Source organism: Legionella sp. 27cVA30, assembly GCF_024160945.1.
In the GTDB taxonomy this organism is placed as follows: Bacteria; Pseudomonadota; Gammaproteobacteria; order Legionellales; family Legionellaceae; genus Legionella_A; species Legionella_A septentrionalis.
In genome coordinates, this window is sequence record NZ_JAMYXK010000002.1 from 250598 (window position 1) to 268126 (window position 17529).

Consider the following 17529-nt stretch of genomic DNA (forward strand, 5'->3'; position numbering starts at 1 on the left):
GCGGTTTCAGCAGGATATTAAAATCTGGGCTTTTACCCGACATCAGTAAATTTCCCATGCTTTTCCCGATGGATAATAAGTTTGTAAAGTTTCAAAAGTGATGCATTGCCCAGCGCCCAATAACCAGAAAATAGCAAGCATCCCTAGAGTAATGAGAAGGGGCAGGGCTTGTACTGCCAACAGGAGATATTTATTCATGAGTTTTCATTAGCAAACAGGTAAATTAACTATAGGACGTTGCGGCATAACAGGCTTGGTTAATCGGCTTTAAAGAGTGACACGTCATCTCCGTAAAGTTTCTGTGAAACTACTGAACAGAAAAATTAAAATAGGTCTCGGGATAAGGTTCATTTTTCAAGGTAAAATGCCACCACTCCTTCTCATAGGGGATAAAGCCATTAGCAATCATTAATTTTCGCAATAACATGCGGTTGTTTTTTTGCTCTTTTGCTAACTTGGGATAAAACACTGCGGCGCGCTCGTCAAAAAAATCAAAAGGTGTACCCATATCCACCGCGTTATCTTCTGGTTTTTGCGTTGAGTTTGCCTGTGGGAGTTTAACCAAGGTCAAATCAACTGTACTGCCGCGCGTATGTCCGGAGTGTAGAGCAATATAGCCTTTACTGAATAATGCTTCTTTTATTTCAGACGGATAAAAAGCTTCTTTCATCCGCGTGTCATTCATATCTTGCGCCCAGGTGTAGAAAGCATTCACGGCTTGTTGGGGCCGGTAACAATCATATACTTTGATGGTGTATCCTTGCGCCCGGATGGCTTCTTGTGCTTGCTTTAACTGCAAGGCGGCAGGCCGGCTTAGGACGCAGCGAGGACTCACGTAACCTGGAGCCGGTTGTCCCATAAAATTATTGCTGCTGGCATAGCGTATCTCTTCAATAATTTCTGGCGCCAACTCATGCAGATAAACAAAATTTTCAGGCAGAGCATGGCTTGGTCGCAGATAAAAAAGCAATAAAATTAAAACAATGCGTTTCATTTTGGCTCTCAGTTAAAGCCAAATTATAAGGGGTGGTTTGCAAATGATAAAGAATCGGTTCAGTAATATTTAATTTTCGTGCAGGTAACATCCACTGTACCATCATTGCAGAATGTAATTTTTTTAGGCGGGCTAACCAGCACTTCTCGCGTTTCTATGATGGTGGGGTTAGTAAAACCGCAAGCGGTAAGCTGAAGAAAACATACATATAAAAGTGCGCGTTTCATGACATGCTCCCTGCGGTTCTTGTTAAATTGTAGGATATGGATTCTGTTCTTACCACTGCCGGTATTTTTTGCTCATATGCTTGTTTTTTTGAAAGTCCTTTCACTATACTGATTCGTCGTTAAGGCGGGCGGCTTTTATATTTCTGCAAAGATCCGGACGTTGAGTCAGGTAAAATCTTGTCCCTCAGATCCTTTGACGAGAATGGAATCAGCTCTTTGCGAGCTATAAAAAGCTTGTCTGATAAACAAGCGCTAACAGTACAGGGTGTTATCATGTTAGACCGAGCAAGCGTTGTGGATGAACAATTTATTAAGCGGGTCAGGCAAGCCGAGTTTCCCGAACCTAAAACGAAAACTACGCCCACTGAGGCCGGGTTAGATAAAAAAACCGCCATCGACCTTTTTGATTCACAAATAAAATCACGTCAGCTTGACTTAATCGCGCGCCAGCTTAAGGAAAAAGGTTTATCTTATTACACCATAGGCAGCAGTGGTCACGAAGGCAATGCGGTTTTTGGCCAGGTGTTTAGGCATACCGACATGGCATTTCTGCACTATCGCAGTGCAGCTTTTTATCTACAGCGTGCAAAGCAATGTGGAGGTTGCGACGGTGTGCGCGATATCTTATTGTCTTTAGTGGCCGCGGCAGATGATCCTATTGCCGGGGGGCGTCATAAAGTATTTGGCAGCGTGCCCTTGTACATCCCGCCGCAAACTTCAACCATCGCATCGCATTTGCCCAAAGCATTGGGCGCAGCTTTTTCGATTAGGCGCGCTACAGAGTTGCATGTTCCGAGTAAATTACCTGGCGATTCGGTGATTTTGTGCTCTTTTGGCGATGCATCGACCAACCATGCATCGGCACAAACCACAATAAATGCCAGCGCCTGGATTGTGGAACAGCACTACCCGTTGCCGCTAATATTTATTTGTGAAGATAATGGACTGGGTATTTCGGTGCCTACTCCGCAAAACTGGATTGAACTTTCCATAAAGAGCCGGCCAAATATTCACTACATTGCCTGCGATGGTTTAAACATAGCGGATTGCTACCGCAAAGCCTTGCAAGCAGAGCAACTCGCACGGGTAAAGAAACAAGTGGTATTTTTACACATGCGTTGTGTACGGTTATTGGGGCATGCTGGTTCAGACATTGAATCTCAATATCGTACGCAAGTGGAAATTGAGCAAACCGAAGCCGATGATCCGCTTTTACATACGGCAGCATTACTGTATCGCGAAGGGTGGATGACGCAAAATGCCATTATTGATTTATACGAAGACAATCGTGCTCTCATTAAAGCGAAGGCCATTGAGGTGATAAATTGTCAGCAATTGGCGAATGCTGAAGCGGTCATGTCTTCTTTGCTGCCAAAGGTTAACAAACTGCAAAATTATCCAATTCCGGATGAGGCAAGCCGGAAGCAGCGGTTTGCAGCGTCTTATTCACAATTAACGGCGAAGCGTAACCTAGCGCAGCATATTAATTTTGCTCTGACTGATCTTATGCTGCAGTATCCCAATATGTTGATATTTGGTGAAGATGTAGGAAAAAAAGGCGGGGTTTACCGGGTCACTGCCGACCTGCAGGCCCGCTTTGGCCTGCGCCGTGTATTTGATACCCTCTTGGATGAAACCACAATTTTAGGTACTGCCATTGGGCTTGCTCACAATGGTTTTCTACCGGTTCCGGAAATACAATTCCTTGCTTATCTCCATAACGCAGAAGATCAATTGCGGGGGGAAGCAGCCACACTTTCCTTTTTTTCAAATGGCCAATATCAAAATCCCATGGTGATTCGCATTGCTTCCCTGGCCTATCAGAAAGGCTTTGGCGGGCATTTCCATAACGATAATTCCATTGCCGTTTTGCGTGACCTTCCAGGCGTCATCGTTGCATGTCCATCCAATGGACCTGATGCAGCAAAACTTCTGCGCACCTGCCTGCGCCTGGCGCAAGAGCAAGGCCGGGTAGTGGTTTTTCTGGAACCTATCGCACTTTATATGACCAAAGATTTACATGAGACAGGTGATAATGGTTGGCTATTTGACTATCCAGCGCTTGATACCAGTATTCCGTTTGCTGAAGTGAGTACATATGGGAAGGGTGATACCGTTATCCTCACGTATGGAAATGGATATTATTTGTCCAGGCAAGCCGCAAAAATATTGGAAGAGCGACACGGAATCATGGTGAAAATTGTAGATTTGCACTGGTTAAGTCCATTGCCTGCCGAGGCTATTTTACGGGAAACCGCTAAGGCAAAACGGATACTGATTGTGGATGAAGGCCGCCGCAGTGGTTCTGTAAGCGAGGGTTTGATGGCTTTGTTACTCGAGCAAGCTTCTTCGCGTATAAAAATAAAACGCATTACGGGAGAGGATTGCTTTATCCCGCTTGGTACATCCTGGCAATATTTGTTGCCAAGTCGCGACAAAATTATTGCTGCCGTAATGGCATTGCATTCTACGAATAAGGAGAAAGAAAGTGGACGACTTACTATTTCTGGATGAGTTGCTGCAAGATGATGAGCGTATGATTCGCGACAGCGTGGCCCGTTTCGTCGATAACGAGGTGACGCCGCTCATGGCAGATGCTTTTGAAGAGGCCGTTTTTCCGCGTGAGCTGATAAAAAAATCGGCTGATTTGGGGCTTTTAGGCTTGGTTTTACCCGCGGAGTATGGTGGTGCTGCTGCATCATACGTAGCTTACGGTTTGGTTTGCCAGGAATTGGAACGAGGCGACAGCGGTTTGCGCAGTTTTGTATCGGTACAAAGTTCTTTGTGCATGTACCCGATTTTCCGCTACGGCAACGAAGAGCAACGCAGGCGGTTTTTACCTGCTATGGCTGCGGGAGAAGTAATCGGTTGTTTTGGCTTAACTGAACCTGATTCAGGCTCAGATCCGGCCAGCATGCGCACGATGGCGCGCAAAGTTAATGGCGGCTGGCGCCTGCATGGTGCCAAAATGTGGATAACCAATGCACCAATTGCCGACATTGCTATCGTGTGGGCAAGAACTGAGCAAGGGATTCGCGGTTTTATAGTTGAAAAAGAATTTAACGGGTTTACACGTAAAGAAATAAAAATGAAGATGTCTCTGCGCGCTTCGCTCACCGGCGAATTGGTGTTCGATGATGTGTTCGTGCCTGATGAAAATTTGCTTCCAGGGAGCGAGCGGGGTTTGGGGGCGGCACTCAGTTGTTTGAGTCAAGCACGCTATGGTATTGCTTGGGGAGCTATGGGAGCTGCCATCGGTTGTTTTGACGTAGCCCGCAATTATTTACTTGAGCGCAAGCAATTTGGCAAGCCTTTGGCTTCATTCCAGTTGATTCAAAAAGACTTGGCGGCAATGTACACTGAAATTGTTAAATCACAATTTTTAAATTTACGAATTGGCCGGCTTAAAGATGAAAACCGCGATACGCCTGTCATGATTTCTTTGGCGAAAGGGAATGCATGCCGGGAAGCATTGAAGATAGCGCGTTCCTGCCGCAATTTATTGGGAGCTAACGGCATCAGCCTGGAGTATCCCATCATTCGCCATATGTTGAATTTGGAATCAGTTTATACTTATGAGGGCACAGATAACGTGCACACCCTGGTATTGGGCAAACATATTACCGGGATTAATGCTTTTGGATAACTTAAAGGCAAGTTTTTAAACTTGCCAGCATTTATCCTGTTGGAAAGCCTGCTTTTTTTGTCCTACTATTTAGATCCAGGCGCTACGCTTGCAAATAAAAATAAGGAGATAAAAACATGGCAGCATGGAATAGCGTTATATTTTTAAAAACAAAGGAATCCTGGACTGATACAGACAAAGTATCCAAGTGGCCGGGCGTGAAGGAAATATGGTCTACCTCCGGCGACTGGGATTGGTGCATCAAGCTGGACAAAGAACACTCTACTCCTGAAAAAACAGAAGAATTTGTAACAAAATTGCGCCAAGCTGATTGGGTTTCTTCAACCAATAGCAGCTGGTGGCGAGAAGTATACAGAAAGTAATCTAACATCCGGAGCCTTTCAAGGCTCCATGAACTTTTAGCAGATTTACGCGAGTACATCCTTGTTATTTAAGCCAAGACCAGTTATTATTCCGCTTCCTGTCGGGGCGTGGCGCAGTCTGGTAGCGTACTAGCATGGGGCGCTAGGGGTCGTGGGTTCAAATCCCGCCGTCCCGACCAAAAGTTCCCCTTTAAAATCAATAAGTTAAAGATTTATTAGGTAAACTTCTTAAAAATCAAAAATACTGCTAGGTGTACTTCTGGGTGTACTTTCAAGATTCAATAATTAGCCCGTTTCTCTTCAAGTTCTTTTGTTCTGGAATTTATTCTATCCTCTAAATCCTTGAGAGAGACCTTACCTAATTTAACCTCGGGAGTATCTTGAAACCTATCTATTATGCTGAACCATTTTCCAGAGAAACAAGCCTTAATATAATCTTTGATTATTTCTTTATCACGTTTATCAGCAAGCGATAGATGTAGCGTGATCAGATTTTCCAATTTTTTTAGTGTGCTATTTAATTTTGATTGAAATAATAATCAAAAATGGGCGTGCGATATTACCTATATTCGTACCCAGGAAGGATGGCTATACCTTGCAGTAGTAATCGATTTGTACTCACGTGCTGTAATAGGTTGGTCTATGGATAAGCGCATGAAAAAAAATTTAGTATGTGACGCGCTCTCCATGGCTTTATTTAGGCGTAAATTTCCTAAAGAGGTTATCGTTCATTCTGATCGCGGCAGCCAATATTGTTCACTCCAATATCAACAATTACTCAAGCAGAATCGGCTTATTGGCAGTATGAGTAGAAAAGGGAACTGCTGGGATAATGCGGTTGCTGAAAGTTTTTTTCATACGCTAAAAGTGGAGTTAATTCACAACTACTGCTATCAAACGAGGGAACAAGCTAAGCTTAGCGTATTTCAATACATTGAGGGCTATTTTAATCAGCAAAGAATGCATTCTGCCCTTGACTATAAGGCGCCATTTGAGTTCGAATGTGCAGGGTAAATTTCAGAGGTTAGTGACCACTAAATCGCGGTAAGATTAGTCTTTTCTTCCTGCTGATACTGAATCTTGCTATGTCGGGTTTGTGTCGGGTTGATATGTCGGGTTAGGGTCGGCCTTGTTTTGGACGGATTAGGGCTAATTAATTTGGGAGTTAAAAAAATCGTGATGAAAGTTTAATTTAATGGTTATCTATTGCGATGATTATTTAAATTAGAGTGTTTGTCAAAGGCTTTTCCTAGCTGTTACTGATTGAACGTACATGAACTTAACTTTCAACTGGTGACAAATTGTAACGGTTTAATTTAATTATAATAAGACAATAATCCCCATTTCTTTTAATCTGGTTAGGTTAAGTCTGATTTTTGAGATGGAAGATAAATTGTAAATATATCTTGAGCAGATCGAGCGTGAGGAGTTTATGCGCAGAGGTTTAGCTGAAGTGGTCTGGGTTTTTTACCTTTGGCATTCACAAAAGCTCTGCTTCTTTTAAAGTTCGAATAAAAATTCCTTTGATCAGCTTTAGTTTTAGTCTGTGTTTTTTCGATAATATAAAGTCGTAATACTTGTTCGGTATTTTCATTCATACTGGTTATCTCATCTTCACATTTTTCCCATTTACTGACGGCGGTGTGTGATTCATGAACCACGGTTTCACCAAATTCACGTAGAGGCATGGAAAAATATGAGCGAATGAATTTAACTTGATTACCAGTTAATCTTTCTTCTTGCGTAGCCAGTTTTTTTATTATTTCATCAGCAACGTAGTGAACATCGATTTTGGGATGCCATTCGTCATTAATATTAATCATTTCTACATTTTCTAATTCAATAGGAAAACCAAGTCCTTCGTAAAGGAATGTGGATTCAATTTTAGTTTTCATGGTGTTTCCTCCTCGCTTAAATTGATCACTGTAATAATGGGCATCAGATCATCTGTAAATGTAAGAATAATTCGTACTTTTTTCTCATCTATATCTTTGCCTTCAATACAATATTTCCAATCCTGCGGTTTTTCATGTATGTAGTTGGATTCATAGGAATCCTTGCTTTTGTTTCTTTTTCTCTCATAGCCTGATTTACCCTCTAAAATATTGAGCACATCAAGATCTGAAATATTTCTTTGTTGTTGCCTTTCTTTTGCATGCTTTACAAAGATATAGTTTCTTTCTTTAATTTTCTGCTCAATCAAAGCAAAAAGCTCTTGGTCTGTCTTTTTAGAAGGTTTTGTTTCCATTACTTCTATTCCATAATCTGATTATAGTTTTTGTAAACTGAGTTTACAAGATTTGCTTTAAAGTTTATCAATAGCTGTAGGCAATTTTTATAAATAGCATATGTTCCATTTTGGAACATATGCTAATGGGCAGCCAATAGATACTTATTAGAATGAATTCGCTGCGCCCATGATTTTCTGGATTTCACGTTGTTGCATCCAGGCTTCAACTACATTGTCTTGAGATAAAAATTCAAGGTGTTGGCTCCATCTTTCCAACGCCTCTTTTCTCTGAGGTAGCATTTCATTCTTATTGTAAGTGGCCATAATTTTAGGCATTTTGTGCCCCAAACATTTCTCAATTACCACCGGATCAACATGTAAGGCTTCACCAAACTGGGTAGCAAAAGTGCGTCTTAGATCATGCGCTGTCCAGTGTGGAATGCCGACGCGAGATTGTATTCTGATTACGGCTCTTGGCATAGCTCGGTCAGATAAAATACTTTGGCCGTCTGCGCCCGTAATAACGTACTCAGAGTCACTATGTGCTTTAAGCTCTTGTAACACTTTTTTAGTCATTTCTGTGAGGTGAATTCTCATGATAATGTTGGTTTTGGTATTTTCAGCTGGAATCGTCCACAAGGAGTTTTCAAAGTCGAATTCTGACCATTTGGCTACTCGGATTTCTCCTGTTCTTACACCTGTAAGCAGGATGATTTTCAGGGCTGACCGAATCTGGAACAAGGTGCCATGTTCTTCACTGTCGAGAAACTGCCATAGGGTTTTGACTTCATTGAGGGTTAAATAGCGTTCTCTTGGTTTTTCTATACCACCTATGTCTCTGGCTCGTATATCCATGGCAGGATTTATCAGCATTTCACCTCGGCTTACCGCATAGTTGAAGGCTTGTTTAAGGGTGCTTAGCACTTTGTTCGCATGCACAGGTGAGCCACGGCTTACAATTTTATCCAGGGCTTGGGTAATTTCCCTCGTTTTTAAGTTTTCCAGTTTCTTATTGCCCAATAGGGGAATAATGTCTACTTTGATGTGTTGCCAGATTTGCAGTGGTTGGCGCGGTGTTTTTCAATGTAGTTTGTGTACCAGTGTAGTATCAGATTTTTTACCGTGCTTTGTTCTTTCTGTTTTTGTTCTTCAATATGCTCTTTAGGGTTTACCTCGCCATGGCGCATATCGCTTAAACCAATAAAGCGCTTTTTGGCTTCCGATAAACTCATAGCAGGGTAGTGGCCTATAGTAATGAAATGCCTTTGGCCATTAATCTTATAACGGTATAACTACGTTTTTAGCCCTTTGGGGGTAACTCGAATGCCAAACCCTCCATCTCTGAACTCTTCATAACGAACAGATCGGGGTTTTAAAGAGCGAATATATGCGTCTGTAAAGTTTCTTTCCATCATGGCACCATAAAAATTAGGTGTACTTCTAGGTGTACTTTCGTGAGATCTCACATGAAATTGTTTGATATTTTTTGAAGTATATCAGATGGAAAAAATTAATAAAATACAATAAGTTAGTGATACTTTTTGATATCAATTGAAACTATTTTAAAATGGTATTTTTAAGAATGGGGCGCTAGGGGTCGTGGGTTCAAATCCCGCCGTCCCGACCAAGTAATTAGTTGCAACTAAGCGGACCTCATTAAGTATCTAGAAAGATTATGTGATAGCGTTTATCCTATGTCATTTGAAAAATGGTAGGAATTAGATGATAAGGATGTCATTAAGCGCTGAGGAACAATCGGCGTTGAATCGCTTAAGACTAACGAAGAATTCAAACATTGGTGAACGTGCGCATTATGTATTGCCTCGTCATCAATGACCATCCGTGACATTCCCTCTCCCCAACCCTCTCCCGCGAAGGGCATCATCATACTATCAAAACTCCTATCGTGGGAGAGGGGGTAGATCGAAGTGAAATAGAAAAATTTGTGCTCAATTTAAGATGAAATCTTGGCTAAAAAACTTTAGGGACGTTGCCTACTCCTCTTTCTTAATTTATCGCCATAAAACGGCCGACGGGGTGACTCGCTTGTATCGTTCATCAGCACCAATAAAAGTCACTTAACTGGTAAAGAAGTTAACGTCTTTTAAACCATATTGCAAATTTGATTCCATCATTAACTGCTGTCTTGCATGGATTGTCCAAAACAGTTACTGAAGCTAACCGCAGACAGATAAATGCACTCATAGTAGCGATAATAATTCACATGCATCTGGAATTGGAAGTTATTGACAAAAGCATACAATATGGGCGTTGCCATTACTGATGAAAAATAATGTGAGACTTATCTATGCTGTGAATGTCTCCCTACATGGGAGACACACATTCGGCTAATTTCAATGAGAGGGTATGGCTATTGCTGAATTATTAAGTTCAGTTTCAAATCCAGTTAACATCTTTCCTGAGTGTGCCTTGGCAAAAAAAGACAGCTGGCTATGAAATATCCCAAAAGTCAAAATTGATAATAGCTTGAGGAAAAATGCTGCAATTGCACCGCGCCATTCACGGTGCTTATCCAGGACAGGTCTTGCTTTTTGAATCGCATCTAAACAATTTTTTTGAAATTGTTCGGGATTGGAGCCCCGTAAAAAACTCTTTTTTGCTTCTTGTAATTCCGTGCAGAATTGTCTGGCGGTATTAGCTCCGTCTACATAGTAATCATTCTTTTCTTCCTCAACCTTCCTTCTCATATCCCTTGCTTTAAGTTCAAAATTTTTATAATGCTCATCAAACTTCAGTTGCACCAGCACATCAATAAGCTTAAGTTGAGACTGGGCTTTTTGTTTAATCTCATTTTTCTTCTCTTCCAACACTCTTGTCAATTCGGTATCTTTTTCGATACTTAAAAATTTATAAGCTTGCAGAAGGTTTGTTGCTGCGCTTAAAGCTGCCAGGGTTTGACCCAGGTTTTCAGATTGATTGTTAATTTCCGTTGCCGAAGCCATACCAGAAAAATCGATGGGTTTGTTTTTGATTTCGTCAATATATTTGGCAATCGTTTGCTGTGCCTGATTGAGGACCTCAATCCGCTCTTTAGATTTTTGATTTATTTCTTCGGTTTTTTTGCGAATTGCCGATTGTAATTCTCCCTGTTCTGTGGATGTAAACGATATATTATACTGTTGAGTAGCTAATTTTCTTAATAATTCTTCCCTATGTCGATAAACAACGCTTAGCTCAATATCATTGGAAAAATCCACTGATAAATTATTTATCTGTGCAATTGCTTGCTTCTGTGGCATGCGAGAGTCGCTTGCAGTTGTGGGGACTTTATTTTTATTAGAGGGAATTTCCGTAATTAGCTTCTCAGCTACAGTTGTAATTTCTCTCTTTTTTTCTTCTAACGCCAAGATGACACTCTCATTCTTGCCCAAGTTTGTATTAACGAGATTTTGTAGTTTTAAAAGCAATAGTTTTTGCTGTGTTTGAATGGATATTTTGCTATTTGAATTAGGAAAAGTAACTACAAACTTCTTTATTTCAGCAATGTGTTCTTGTATTTTCTCATTGAGACTATTCTGATCTTTAATATGAAGTTCAACTTGCGTTGCATTGCGTGTAATAGTGTCTTTTTTCTGCATGATTGCAAACTGAATGGGAATGAGGTCATCCGGGTTTAGATAGCTAATGCGTTTGAGACTTTCTGCATCGCAGATTTTATCTACTTGGTTTAACACTTCTTTCTTATGAATTTGCACTTCTTTAAGGGTGGTGAGTTTAGAAAAATCTCCATTAATTTCTTCTATTTGATCTAAAAGGGATAAATAATCCTTTTTAGCTGCTAATAGCTCTGTTTCTAAAACTTTGGAGAGTTCCTCAACCCTTTTCTCAAGGATATCTATAGTAGGTCTTTGCAGTGGATTAGTCTGTTTACACCACTCAATCAGCTGGACGATTGCAGGCCATATGGTTTTTTGAGAAGAAAAACCAGACATTCGCATCAATAAATCACCGAGAGAGTATACATCCATGGCAGCATCCGCAAACACTTCATATTGCGACCAGCATTCAGGGGCAATATGTGGGTGACGTTGTCTAAAATGGTTTAATAAATTCTCACCCTCTAAGGTAATACAACTCGTATTACCTATTTGGACAACTTCCCTTTGGCAGCGCTTAAAAACCGATGGCTTAACGTATTCTTGTTTTGTGAGGGCGGAAAAACCGCCATCGATTAGAATACAATTTCCCAGTTGGTTATTAAAAAGCAAGTTATCGCCTTTTAAGTCGACTATAGTTAATCCTTTTGCATGACAGGTTTTCACAGCGCGAACAGCGGCTAAAAAGAGTTTAAGTAACTGTTTGTAATCCGGATTCTCAAATGTGTTATAGGCTTTCCCAGGGAGTAGCGGCAGGATAAGACGGTAATGAGTTTTGTCGCCGCTGATAAAAAGTTGCACGTCTGCGCTTGGATAAAGTGTTTTAAAGAAACGTGCCTTCGCTACAACTTCATCATAATCAAATCCGTATTGGGTACTGCTACTGGGTTGGGTAGAATTTATAGGGTTCAGGACAATTTTATGTTTTAAACCGTCAGTTGAAGAAAGTATGCGACAGAGGCTATAGTTCCCACTGCCTAATCTTTTAGGTTGACTGTAACTGGTGCCTCCATCACTCTCATAGCCTGAATCATAACCACTATTGTCAATTTGAGTTTTATATTTCGCCATTCCAGATATAGATAAAAAATGAATATTAAGGTCGAATTATACATTATTTGGTCATAGAATTATTAAAGTATTCTTAACAATTTCAAAATATTAATTTCATTGCAGCAATATGTATAAAAATTGAACTATCAGGATAATTATCCTACTCTAAAAGATAAGGATTATAGTTGGAGTGGATATGCGTCCCTTCATACTTGTACTGTGTTTAGCGGTTAACACAGCATTTGCAGATGAATTTATTGGTTTTTCTGCTTATGAAAACGGAGATTATAATACAGCTTATGCACATTTAATAACCTCAGCTAAAGAAGGCAATGAGGAGGCCATGTATCTTATTGGACGGATGTATCAATATGGTCTTGGTGTAAATACCGATTTAAAAGAAGCTTTTTCCTGGTATAAAAAATCTGCAGAAAAAAATAATGCATTGGCCCAGCTAAGTCTTGGATTTTTATACGATGCAGGTACGGGAGTACCCAAAGACTATAAAGAAGCCTTTGGCTGGTACATGAAAGCTGCAAAACAGGGAAATGCTATTGCGCAACGCAACGTGGGCTTAATGTATGCCACAGGAGAAGGAGTGGCTGCTAATGAGGAATTGGCTTTTCAATGGTTTCAAAAATCAGCGGAACAAGGATATAGTAAAGCGCAAGTTAACCTGGCATACCAATACATGATGGGTTACGGTGCCAAAAAAGATGTCAATAAGGCACAATATTGGTATGAAAAAGCCGCGCTCCAGGGAGATGATAAAGGACAGTATAGTTTAGCACTACTGTATAGCGGTAAATACGGTATACCTCAGGATCAGCAAGCTGTAACGTATTGGTTGGAGCAGGCTGCCAACCAAGGACATGTCAATGCCCAAGCTTATTTAGCTTACCAATATTTACATGGATTGGGCGTTGATCAAGATCTTAAAAAAGCCGCCTTCTGGTATCAAGCTTCTGCAGAGCAGGGTAACGCTTATGCGCAAGGAGAATTAGGGCAATTGCTTCTCACTGGTACCGGTATGGAAAAAGATTATGAGAAAGCTGCGTTTTGGTTTAGAAAAGCAGCCGAGCATGGAAACGCCGCAGCACAAGGGAAGTTAGGCTACTTGTATGCCGCGGGTTTAGGGGTAGCGAAAGACAATATAAAAGCTTATGCATGGTTAAAACTTGCTGCACAAAATGATAATAAACAAGCTGAAAAAGATTTGCAGCGCTTGCAAATACAGCTTTCCCCGCAAGATAAACAACAAGGTGAAAATTTGTTGAAAGAAATTGCAACGGAAGAAGCCAAAGCCAGGGATGAAGCGGAGAATCCTTAATTCTCACAAAGTATTTAAGCTTTCATTTATGATACTAACGATCAAATTACCGTTTTTATCTTTGCTGCGGCGAATAACAGTATAATTAATAAAGGTTAAACCTTCGGCTTTTGTGATCGCCACGCTTAAAAAATATTGACTTTCCAGTGTAATTTGCTCTCTTGGGATATCAAATCGTTGCAGAAGCGCGATGAGATTTTTATTATCCAAAGTTTTCTGCTGGCGTGCTTCGATAAACGTATTGACTTGAGTGTCGTTTAATCCATTGCCGAGTATTCTTAAGACAGGTTTGGCTGCTGTATTGACATTAATGGGTGTCACTTCAGGCAAAGCAGTCACATAAGGTAGAAGTGTTTGGTAAATGGCTGCATCCACTCCTTGCAGCAAACGAAATTCAGACACGCTTTGCATTGGAAAATGGCTTGGAAGATAAGGTGGATGCTGTTGTAAATAGTAAGTAAGAAAATTATCCTGACCTTGTCCCAAGGTATAAGGGGTAATCCAGTTGACTGTTGCATCCACTAGCAGACGCCGCTGCGCCGCATTGGTTTTAGGTAAGATTTGCTCCAATAATTTTAAGAAAGACACTCTGTATTTTCTGTCTTGTACGTTATTTAAATTAAAGCGTGCTTGCAGATCATATAAACCACCGCGAATAGTAATTCCTGGATATATTTGCTGTAAATTTTTAGGAAATTCTTCCAATTTACCTTCTGCATCAACGTTAGAGACGATTAAATTTTTTGTATGCAAGCGATCCATTGCCCAAAAACTTACGGCTTGGGAGGCTAAATACATCTTATCGCTGAGAATGGTAAGCCGTGTTCTATAAATATCCAGTTGCAAATGCAGGCTCATGGCTGTGGCAGCAATCGCTACCAGAGTCATGATAAACAGGGCAGAAAGCAGGGCGCTACCTCGCAAAGCATGGTACTTATGGGCCATACAAAGCTTCCGGCACAATAAATAATAAACTCATTTCTCCCCATTCTTGCAGGTTTAACGTAAATTGTACGGCAGTAGGTAATGGTTCTCTTTTTTGGTTTTGGGAAACTGCATTTTCTCGCCACTCAGTTAATATTTGCCGGTTTCTGTTTAAATATGCGAATTTACACTGAGTTAAATTATCCAACAGCACTTTATCTTCATAGTGACTGCGTTGAGGGGTGTCTAAAGCTTCCCAGCTGCGTCGAATCAGCTGCCCATCACGGCATAAATAAGCAATACGCTTTAATGTGCTTCTTTGCTCCATGGCATTTGGATTTATTAAGCCACCTCGAGTAAACTCAGTGTAATTCGATTGGCCAATATAGGCGGAAAATACGTGCAATTCATTGCCGCGTATAGGGCGCTCGGCGCATTGTTCTATATCTCTGGCAATAATAGAGAGAGCCAGTTGCAGGATATTCAGGCGTTCAGCCTGCAAGTTGACCCGGTTACGGGTATCAAATGCATAATACATGGCGGAAGCGGTTATTATGGCTAAAATAGCAAATACAGCCAATGCGATTAAAATTTCTATCAATGTATACCCGCCGCGGTTGGACTGCATCATGATCCATACCTGAAGCCAATTAACGCTTCCTCGAAAGGACCAGCTTGATTTTTACTGATAAGAATCCGGATTTGCTGCATTTTTTTTACTGGGGTTGGCAGAAGTTTGGCTCGCCAAAACCATTTTTCTCCCAACATGGTGGTAGCTTGCGTTATTTCCTGATTAGGAGGGATGGTTAATAATCCCAGTTGAATCATAGTGACGCCCTGCATGGCAACCCAATGGCTGATGCTTTTCCCGCGTATGCGCTCTGTATAACTTGTATTTTGTGCAGTGGCTTTAATGAGGGCCGTTAGAGCAATGGCAATCACGGCCAAAGCGAGAAGCACTTCAATTAACGTAAAGGCTTTAATTTTCATGATGTACCTGAATGCTGCCATCGTGGCGTCCTTCCACCATGGCTAATTTAGTTCCATCCTGCGAGTTAAAAAAAACCTTAAAAGGGGTCATGTCCCCAGACGCATTAACAATGATTTCCGGATCATGTTTGTTGGATTTGCCCTGGCTTGCTGCAAATTTTATATCAGCGCCGGAGGGAAAATAATGCACGTTAAAAATTCCTTTTTGCTGAAATGTTTCCCAACCCGCGGCAGGATTAAAGCGTATTGCCTGGTAACGGGTGGGAGATAGATTCACACCTAGCGTGCTGGTTTCCAGAATCGCTTGCTGTTGAACAAGTTTTACGTAGCTTGCAAATTGTTCTGCCGCTAATACGATGCGGCGCGCCTGGCCAAAATCACCAAAAGCATACATGGCAAAGGTAAGTGTAATGCCTGTGATGACAATGACCACCAAAATTTCTAATAAGGAAAATCCACGCTTATTTTGCATCCCAGTTACCGATTTCGGCGTCAATGCCGGTGCCCCCAGGCTGGCCATTGGCTCCCAGAGTAAACACATCGATTTCCCCATGCTCTCCCGGGTTTAGGTATAAATAATCGCGTCCCCAGGGATCTTTAGGCAAGGATTTAAGATAAGGCTTCCAGTCGCGTGGAGCAGGGTTTGTATTCGGTTTCTCTACTAATGCCAAGAGGCCTTGATCGGTTGTTGGATAAAACCCATTATCCAGTTTATAAAGCTCAAGCGCATTTTGGATTGCCAACACGTCTTGTTTGGCCTTTACTACACGCGCCTCATCTGGCCTACTGATGATGCGGGGTACTACGATAGAAGCTAAAATTCCTAAAATAACGACCACCACCATAATTTCGATTAACGAAAACCCTAATTGTTTTTTCATATTACAAGTTGCTCCATTGAAAAAATTGGCAATAAAGTTGCCAATACGATAAAAAGCACAACTCCACCCATCAATAAAATTATAAAGGGCTCCAATAATGTTAAAGCAGTATCAATTAACCGTTTAACTTCATTATCCAAATGAACCGCGGCGCGTTCCATCATGGGGGATAATTGTCCACTTTTCTCTCCGCTGGCAATTAAGTGAATGGCCATGGGGCTTAGAAAGCCGGTTTCTTTTAACGCCTGGTGAATTGCAGTTCCTTCCCGGACGCGAATAGCCGCTGCATCAAAAGCATTGCGCATGAGTAGGTTGTTGATAAGACTTGCTGATACACGCATGGTTTCCAATACATTAACGCCGGCCGCGAACAAAATGCTAAAAGTATGAATGTAACGGGCTACGTTAATGGATTTCACCAGATATGCTACAACAGGTAATTTTAACATAATACGATGCCAGAACATACGCACGCTTTGGTTGGCCAGGCTTCGTTTAAAGCCAATCAATAAAGCGATGAAACCAATCAATAGATAAAGTCCATATGCTTTAACCAGTTCACTGATGTTAATCAGTATCTTGGTCATTTCGGGCAACGATTGACCGCTGCTGGTAAATACTTCAATGATCTTTGGTACGACAAATGCCAGTAAAAAACTAATGATGGCAGCAGATACCACAATCATTAAGGTAGGATAAATTAACGCCTGCTGAATTTTTTGCCGTGTTTGCTGCTGATTCTCAGTGTATTCAGCCAATTTCTCCAATACCAAGTCCAGACGCCCGGTCTGCTCGCCTGCGCCGACAGTTGCACGATATAGCTCAGGGAATGCATACGGGTATTCAGCCATGGCTTGCGCCAGGGAGTAACCTTCAAGAACTTTTGAGCGCACACCAATAATTAATTGACGGGTCTTATCTTTTTCTGTTTGCTCGCTAACGCCGCGTAACGATTCTTCAAGTGGGATTCCTGCCGCCAGAAGCGTTGACAACTGCCGGGTAAATAACGCCAGATCCTGGGAAGATAATTTATTTTTATGCGTGATGGTTTGAATTTTTTTTAAGGCATGGACGTGCGTAGGGATCATGCCTTGTTCACGCAGCAATTGGCGGGCATGGCGTTCTGAATCGGCTTCAATCACTCCTTTAAAAGTGGCGCCGGATTTTTTTAGCGCTTGATATTGATATGCGCCCATAATTTTGGCCTCTGTTACCTATGCTGACTATAAGTAAACCGATTAATCGGGTTATTGTAACACCAAAGCATCTTAATGA

General features: G+C 41.3%; 18 protein-coding genes, 1 tRNA gene and 2 pseudogenes. 6 read left to right on the forward strand and 15 right to left on the reverse strand.

Translation table 11 applies throughout. The annotated features are described in order from the left end of the window. Nucleotides 1-42: 42 nt before the first annotated feature. From NKV53_RS06445 to NKV53_RS06455, 3 genes are all read right to left on the reverse strand, one after another. The gene (locus NKV53_RS06445) at nucleotides 43-198 is read right to left on the reverse strand and encodes a hypothetical protein (RefSeq protein WP_158614969.1); all 156 of its coding nucleotides are present in this window, start codon (nucleotides 196-198) and stop codon (nucleotides 43-45) included. Nucleotides 199-307: 109 nt separating this feature from the next. Next, nucleotides 308-994 carry a M15 family metallopeptidase gene (locus NKV53_RS06450; protein WP_126953681.1) on the reverse strand — a complete coding sequence of 229 codons (687 nt, stop codon included), beginning with the start codon at nucleotides 992-994 and terminating at the stop codon, nucleotides 308-310. A 59-nt stretch (nucleotides 995-1053) separates the two neighbouring features. Next, nucleotides 1054-1221, reverse strand: a complete 168-nt coding sequence (locus NKV53_RS06455) for a hypothetical protein (RefSeq protein WP_158614968.1) — start codon at nucleotides 1219-1221, stop codon at nucleotides 1054-1056. Nucleotides 1222-1494: 273 nt separating this feature from the next. Between NKV53_RS06455 and NKV53_RS06460 the strand changes: the two genes are divergently transcribed. The 4 genes from NKV53_RS06460 to NKV53_RS06475 all read left to right on the forward strand — a co-directional run bounded on the left by NKV53_RS06460 (nucleotide 1495) and on the right by NKV53_RS06475 (nucleotide 5408). After that, nucleotides 1495-3735 carry a thiamine pyrophosphate-dependent enzyme gene (locus tag NKV53_RS06460; RefSeq protein ID WP_127111057.1) on the forward strand — a complete coding sequence of 747 codons (2241 nt, stop codon included), beginning with the start codon at nucleotides 1495-1497 and terminating at the stop codon, nucleotides 3733-3735. Beyond that, nucleotides 3710-4867, forward strand: a complete 1158-nt coding sequence (locus tag NKV53_RS06465; protein ID WP_127032504.1) for an acyl-CoA dehydrogenase family protein — start codon at nucleotides 3710-3712, stop codon at nucleotides 4865-4867. The genes NKV53_RS06460 and NKV53_RS06465 overlap by 26 nt, the downstream gene beginning before the upstream one ends. Before the next feature lie 116 nt (nucleotides 4868-4983). Further along, nucleotides 4984-5229 (forward strand): hypothetical protein, encoded by a 246-nt coding sequence (locus NKV53_RS06470; protein WP_126953678.1) that lies wholly within the window; start codon nucleotides 4984-4986, stop codon nucleotides 5227-5229. A 102-nt stretch (nucleotides 5230-5331) separates the two neighbouring features. Continuing rightward, nucleotides 5332-5408, forward strand: a tRNA-Pro gene (locus NKV53_RS06475). 99 nt (nucleotides 5409-5507) lie between these two features. Here NKV53_RS06475 and NKV53_RS06480 read toward each other — a convergent pair. Then, nucleotides 5508-5729: a hypothetical protein gene (locus NKV53_RS06480; RefSeq protein ID WP_253350870.1), complete on the reverse strand. Its 222-nt coding sequence runs from the start codon at nucleotides 5727-5729 to the stop codon at nucleotides 5508-5510. Between the two features lie 37 nt (nucleotides 5730-5766). On the opposite strand from NKV53_RS06480, the pseudogene NKV53_RS06485 reads away from it, so the two are divergent. Continuing rightward, nucleotides 5767-6243, forward strand: a pseudogene (locus tag NKV53_RS06485) (IS3 family transposase); the annotation flags it as partial. Nucleotides 6244-6659: 416 nt separating this feature from the next. Here NKV53_RS06485 and NKV53_RS06490 read toward each other — a convergent pair. The 5 genes and pseudogenes from NKV53_RS06490 to NKV53_RS06510 form a co-directional block, all read right to left on the reverse strand. Next, nucleotides 6660-7124: a hypothetical protein gene (locus NKV53_RS06490; RefSeq protein WP_126955061.1), complete on the reverse strand. Its 465-nt coding sequence runs from the start codon at nucleotides 7122-7124 to the stop codon at nucleotides 6660-6662. After that, nucleotides 7121-7477: a DUF4258 domain-containing protein gene (locus tag NKV53_RS06495; RefSeq protein WP_126955060.1), complete on the reverse strand. Its 357-nt coding sequence runs from the start codon at nucleotides 7475-7477 to the stop codon at nucleotides 7121-7123. Before NKV53_RS06495 ends, NKV53_RS06490 begins: the two co-directional genes overlap by 4 nt. A 147-nt stretch (nucleotides 7478-7624) precedes the next feature. After that, nucleotides 7625-8874: pseudogene (locus NKV53_RS06500) on the reverse strand (tyrosine-type recombinase/integrase). Nucleotides 8875-9146: 272 nt separating this feature from the next. Continuing rightward, nucleotides 9147-9347, reverse strand: a complete 201-nt coding sequence (locus NKV53_RS06505; protein ID WP_253350872.1) for a hypothetical protein — start codon at nucleotides 9345-9347, stop codon at nucleotides 9147-9149. Between the two features lie 466 nt (nucleotides 9348-9813). Then, nucleotides 9814-12147 carry a hypothetical protein gene (locus NKV53_RS06510; protein WP_253350874.1) on the reverse strand — a complete coding sequence of 778 codons (2334 nt, stop codon included), beginning with the start codon at nucleotides 12145-12147 and terminating at the stop codon, nucleotides 9814-9816. 178 nt (nucleotides 12148-12325) lie between these two features. Here NKV53_RS06510 and NKV53_RS06515 point away from each other — a divergent pair, with 178 nt between their 5' ends. After that, the gene (locus NKV53_RS06515) at nucleotides 12326-13459 is read left to right on the forward strand and encodes an SEL1-like repeat protein (protein ID WP_126954896.1); all 1134 of its coding nucleotides are present in this window, start codon (nucleotides 12326-12328) and stop codon (nucleotides 13457-13459) included. A 3-nt stretch (nucleotides 13460-13462) separates the two neighbouring features. Here NKV53_RS06515 and gspK read toward each other — a convergent pair whose 3' ends face one another. Genes gspK through lspF form a run of 6 tightly spaced genes read right to left on the reverse strand, consistent with a single transcriptional unit; the run spans nucleotide 13463 to nucleotide 17450 of the window. Continuing rightward, nucleotides 13463-14404 carry a type II secretion system minor pseudopilin GspK gene (gene gspK, locus NKV53_RS06520; protein WP_253350875.1) on the reverse strand — a complete coding sequence of 314 codons (942 nt, stop codon included), beginning with the start codon at nucleotides 14402-14404 and terminating at the stop codon, nucleotides 13463-13465. After that, nucleotides 14394-15014: a GspJ family T2SS minor pseudopilin variant LspJ gene (gene lspJ / locus NKV53_RS06525; RefSeq protein WP_305884783.1), complete on the reverse strand. Its 621-nt coding sequence runs from the start codon at nucleotides 15012-15014 to the stop codon at nucleotides 14394-14396. The genes gspK and lspJ overlap by 11 nt, the downstream gene beginning before the upstream one ends. Further along, nucleotides 15011-15373, reverse strand: coding sequence for a GspI family T2SS minor pseudopilin variant LspI (lspI, locus tag NKV53_RS06530; RefSeq protein ID WP_126954898.1), 363 nt, complete (start codon nucleotides 15371-15373; stop codon nucleotides 15011-15013). The genes lspJ and lspI overlap by 4 nt, the downstream gene beginning before the upstream one ends. Beyond that, entirely contained in the window at nucleotides 15363-15926 is a 564-nt protein-coding gene (gspH, locus tag NKV53_RS06535; RefSeq protein WP_253350876.1) for a type II secretion system minor pseudopilin GspH, read from the reverse strand. The genes lspI and gspH overlap by 11 nt, the downstream gene beginning before the upstream one ends. Next, a complete protein-coding gene (lspG, locus tag NKV53_RS06540) occupies nucleotides 15835-16254 on the reverse strand; it encodes a GspG family T2SS major pseudopilin variant LspG (protein ID WP_126954900.1) in 420 nt (139 codons plus the stop codon). The genes gspH and lspG overlap by 92 nt, the downstream gene beginning before the upstream one ends. Next, nucleotides 16251-17450 (reverse strand): GspF family T2SS innner membrane protein variant LspF, encoded by a 1200-nt coding sequence (lspF, locus tag NKV53_RS06545; protein ID WP_127057533.1) that lies wholly within the window; start codon nucleotides 17448-17450, stop codon nucleotides 16251-16253. Before lspF ends, lspG begins: the two co-directional genes overlap by 4 nt. Nucleotides 17451-17529 lie beyond the last annotated feature (79 nt).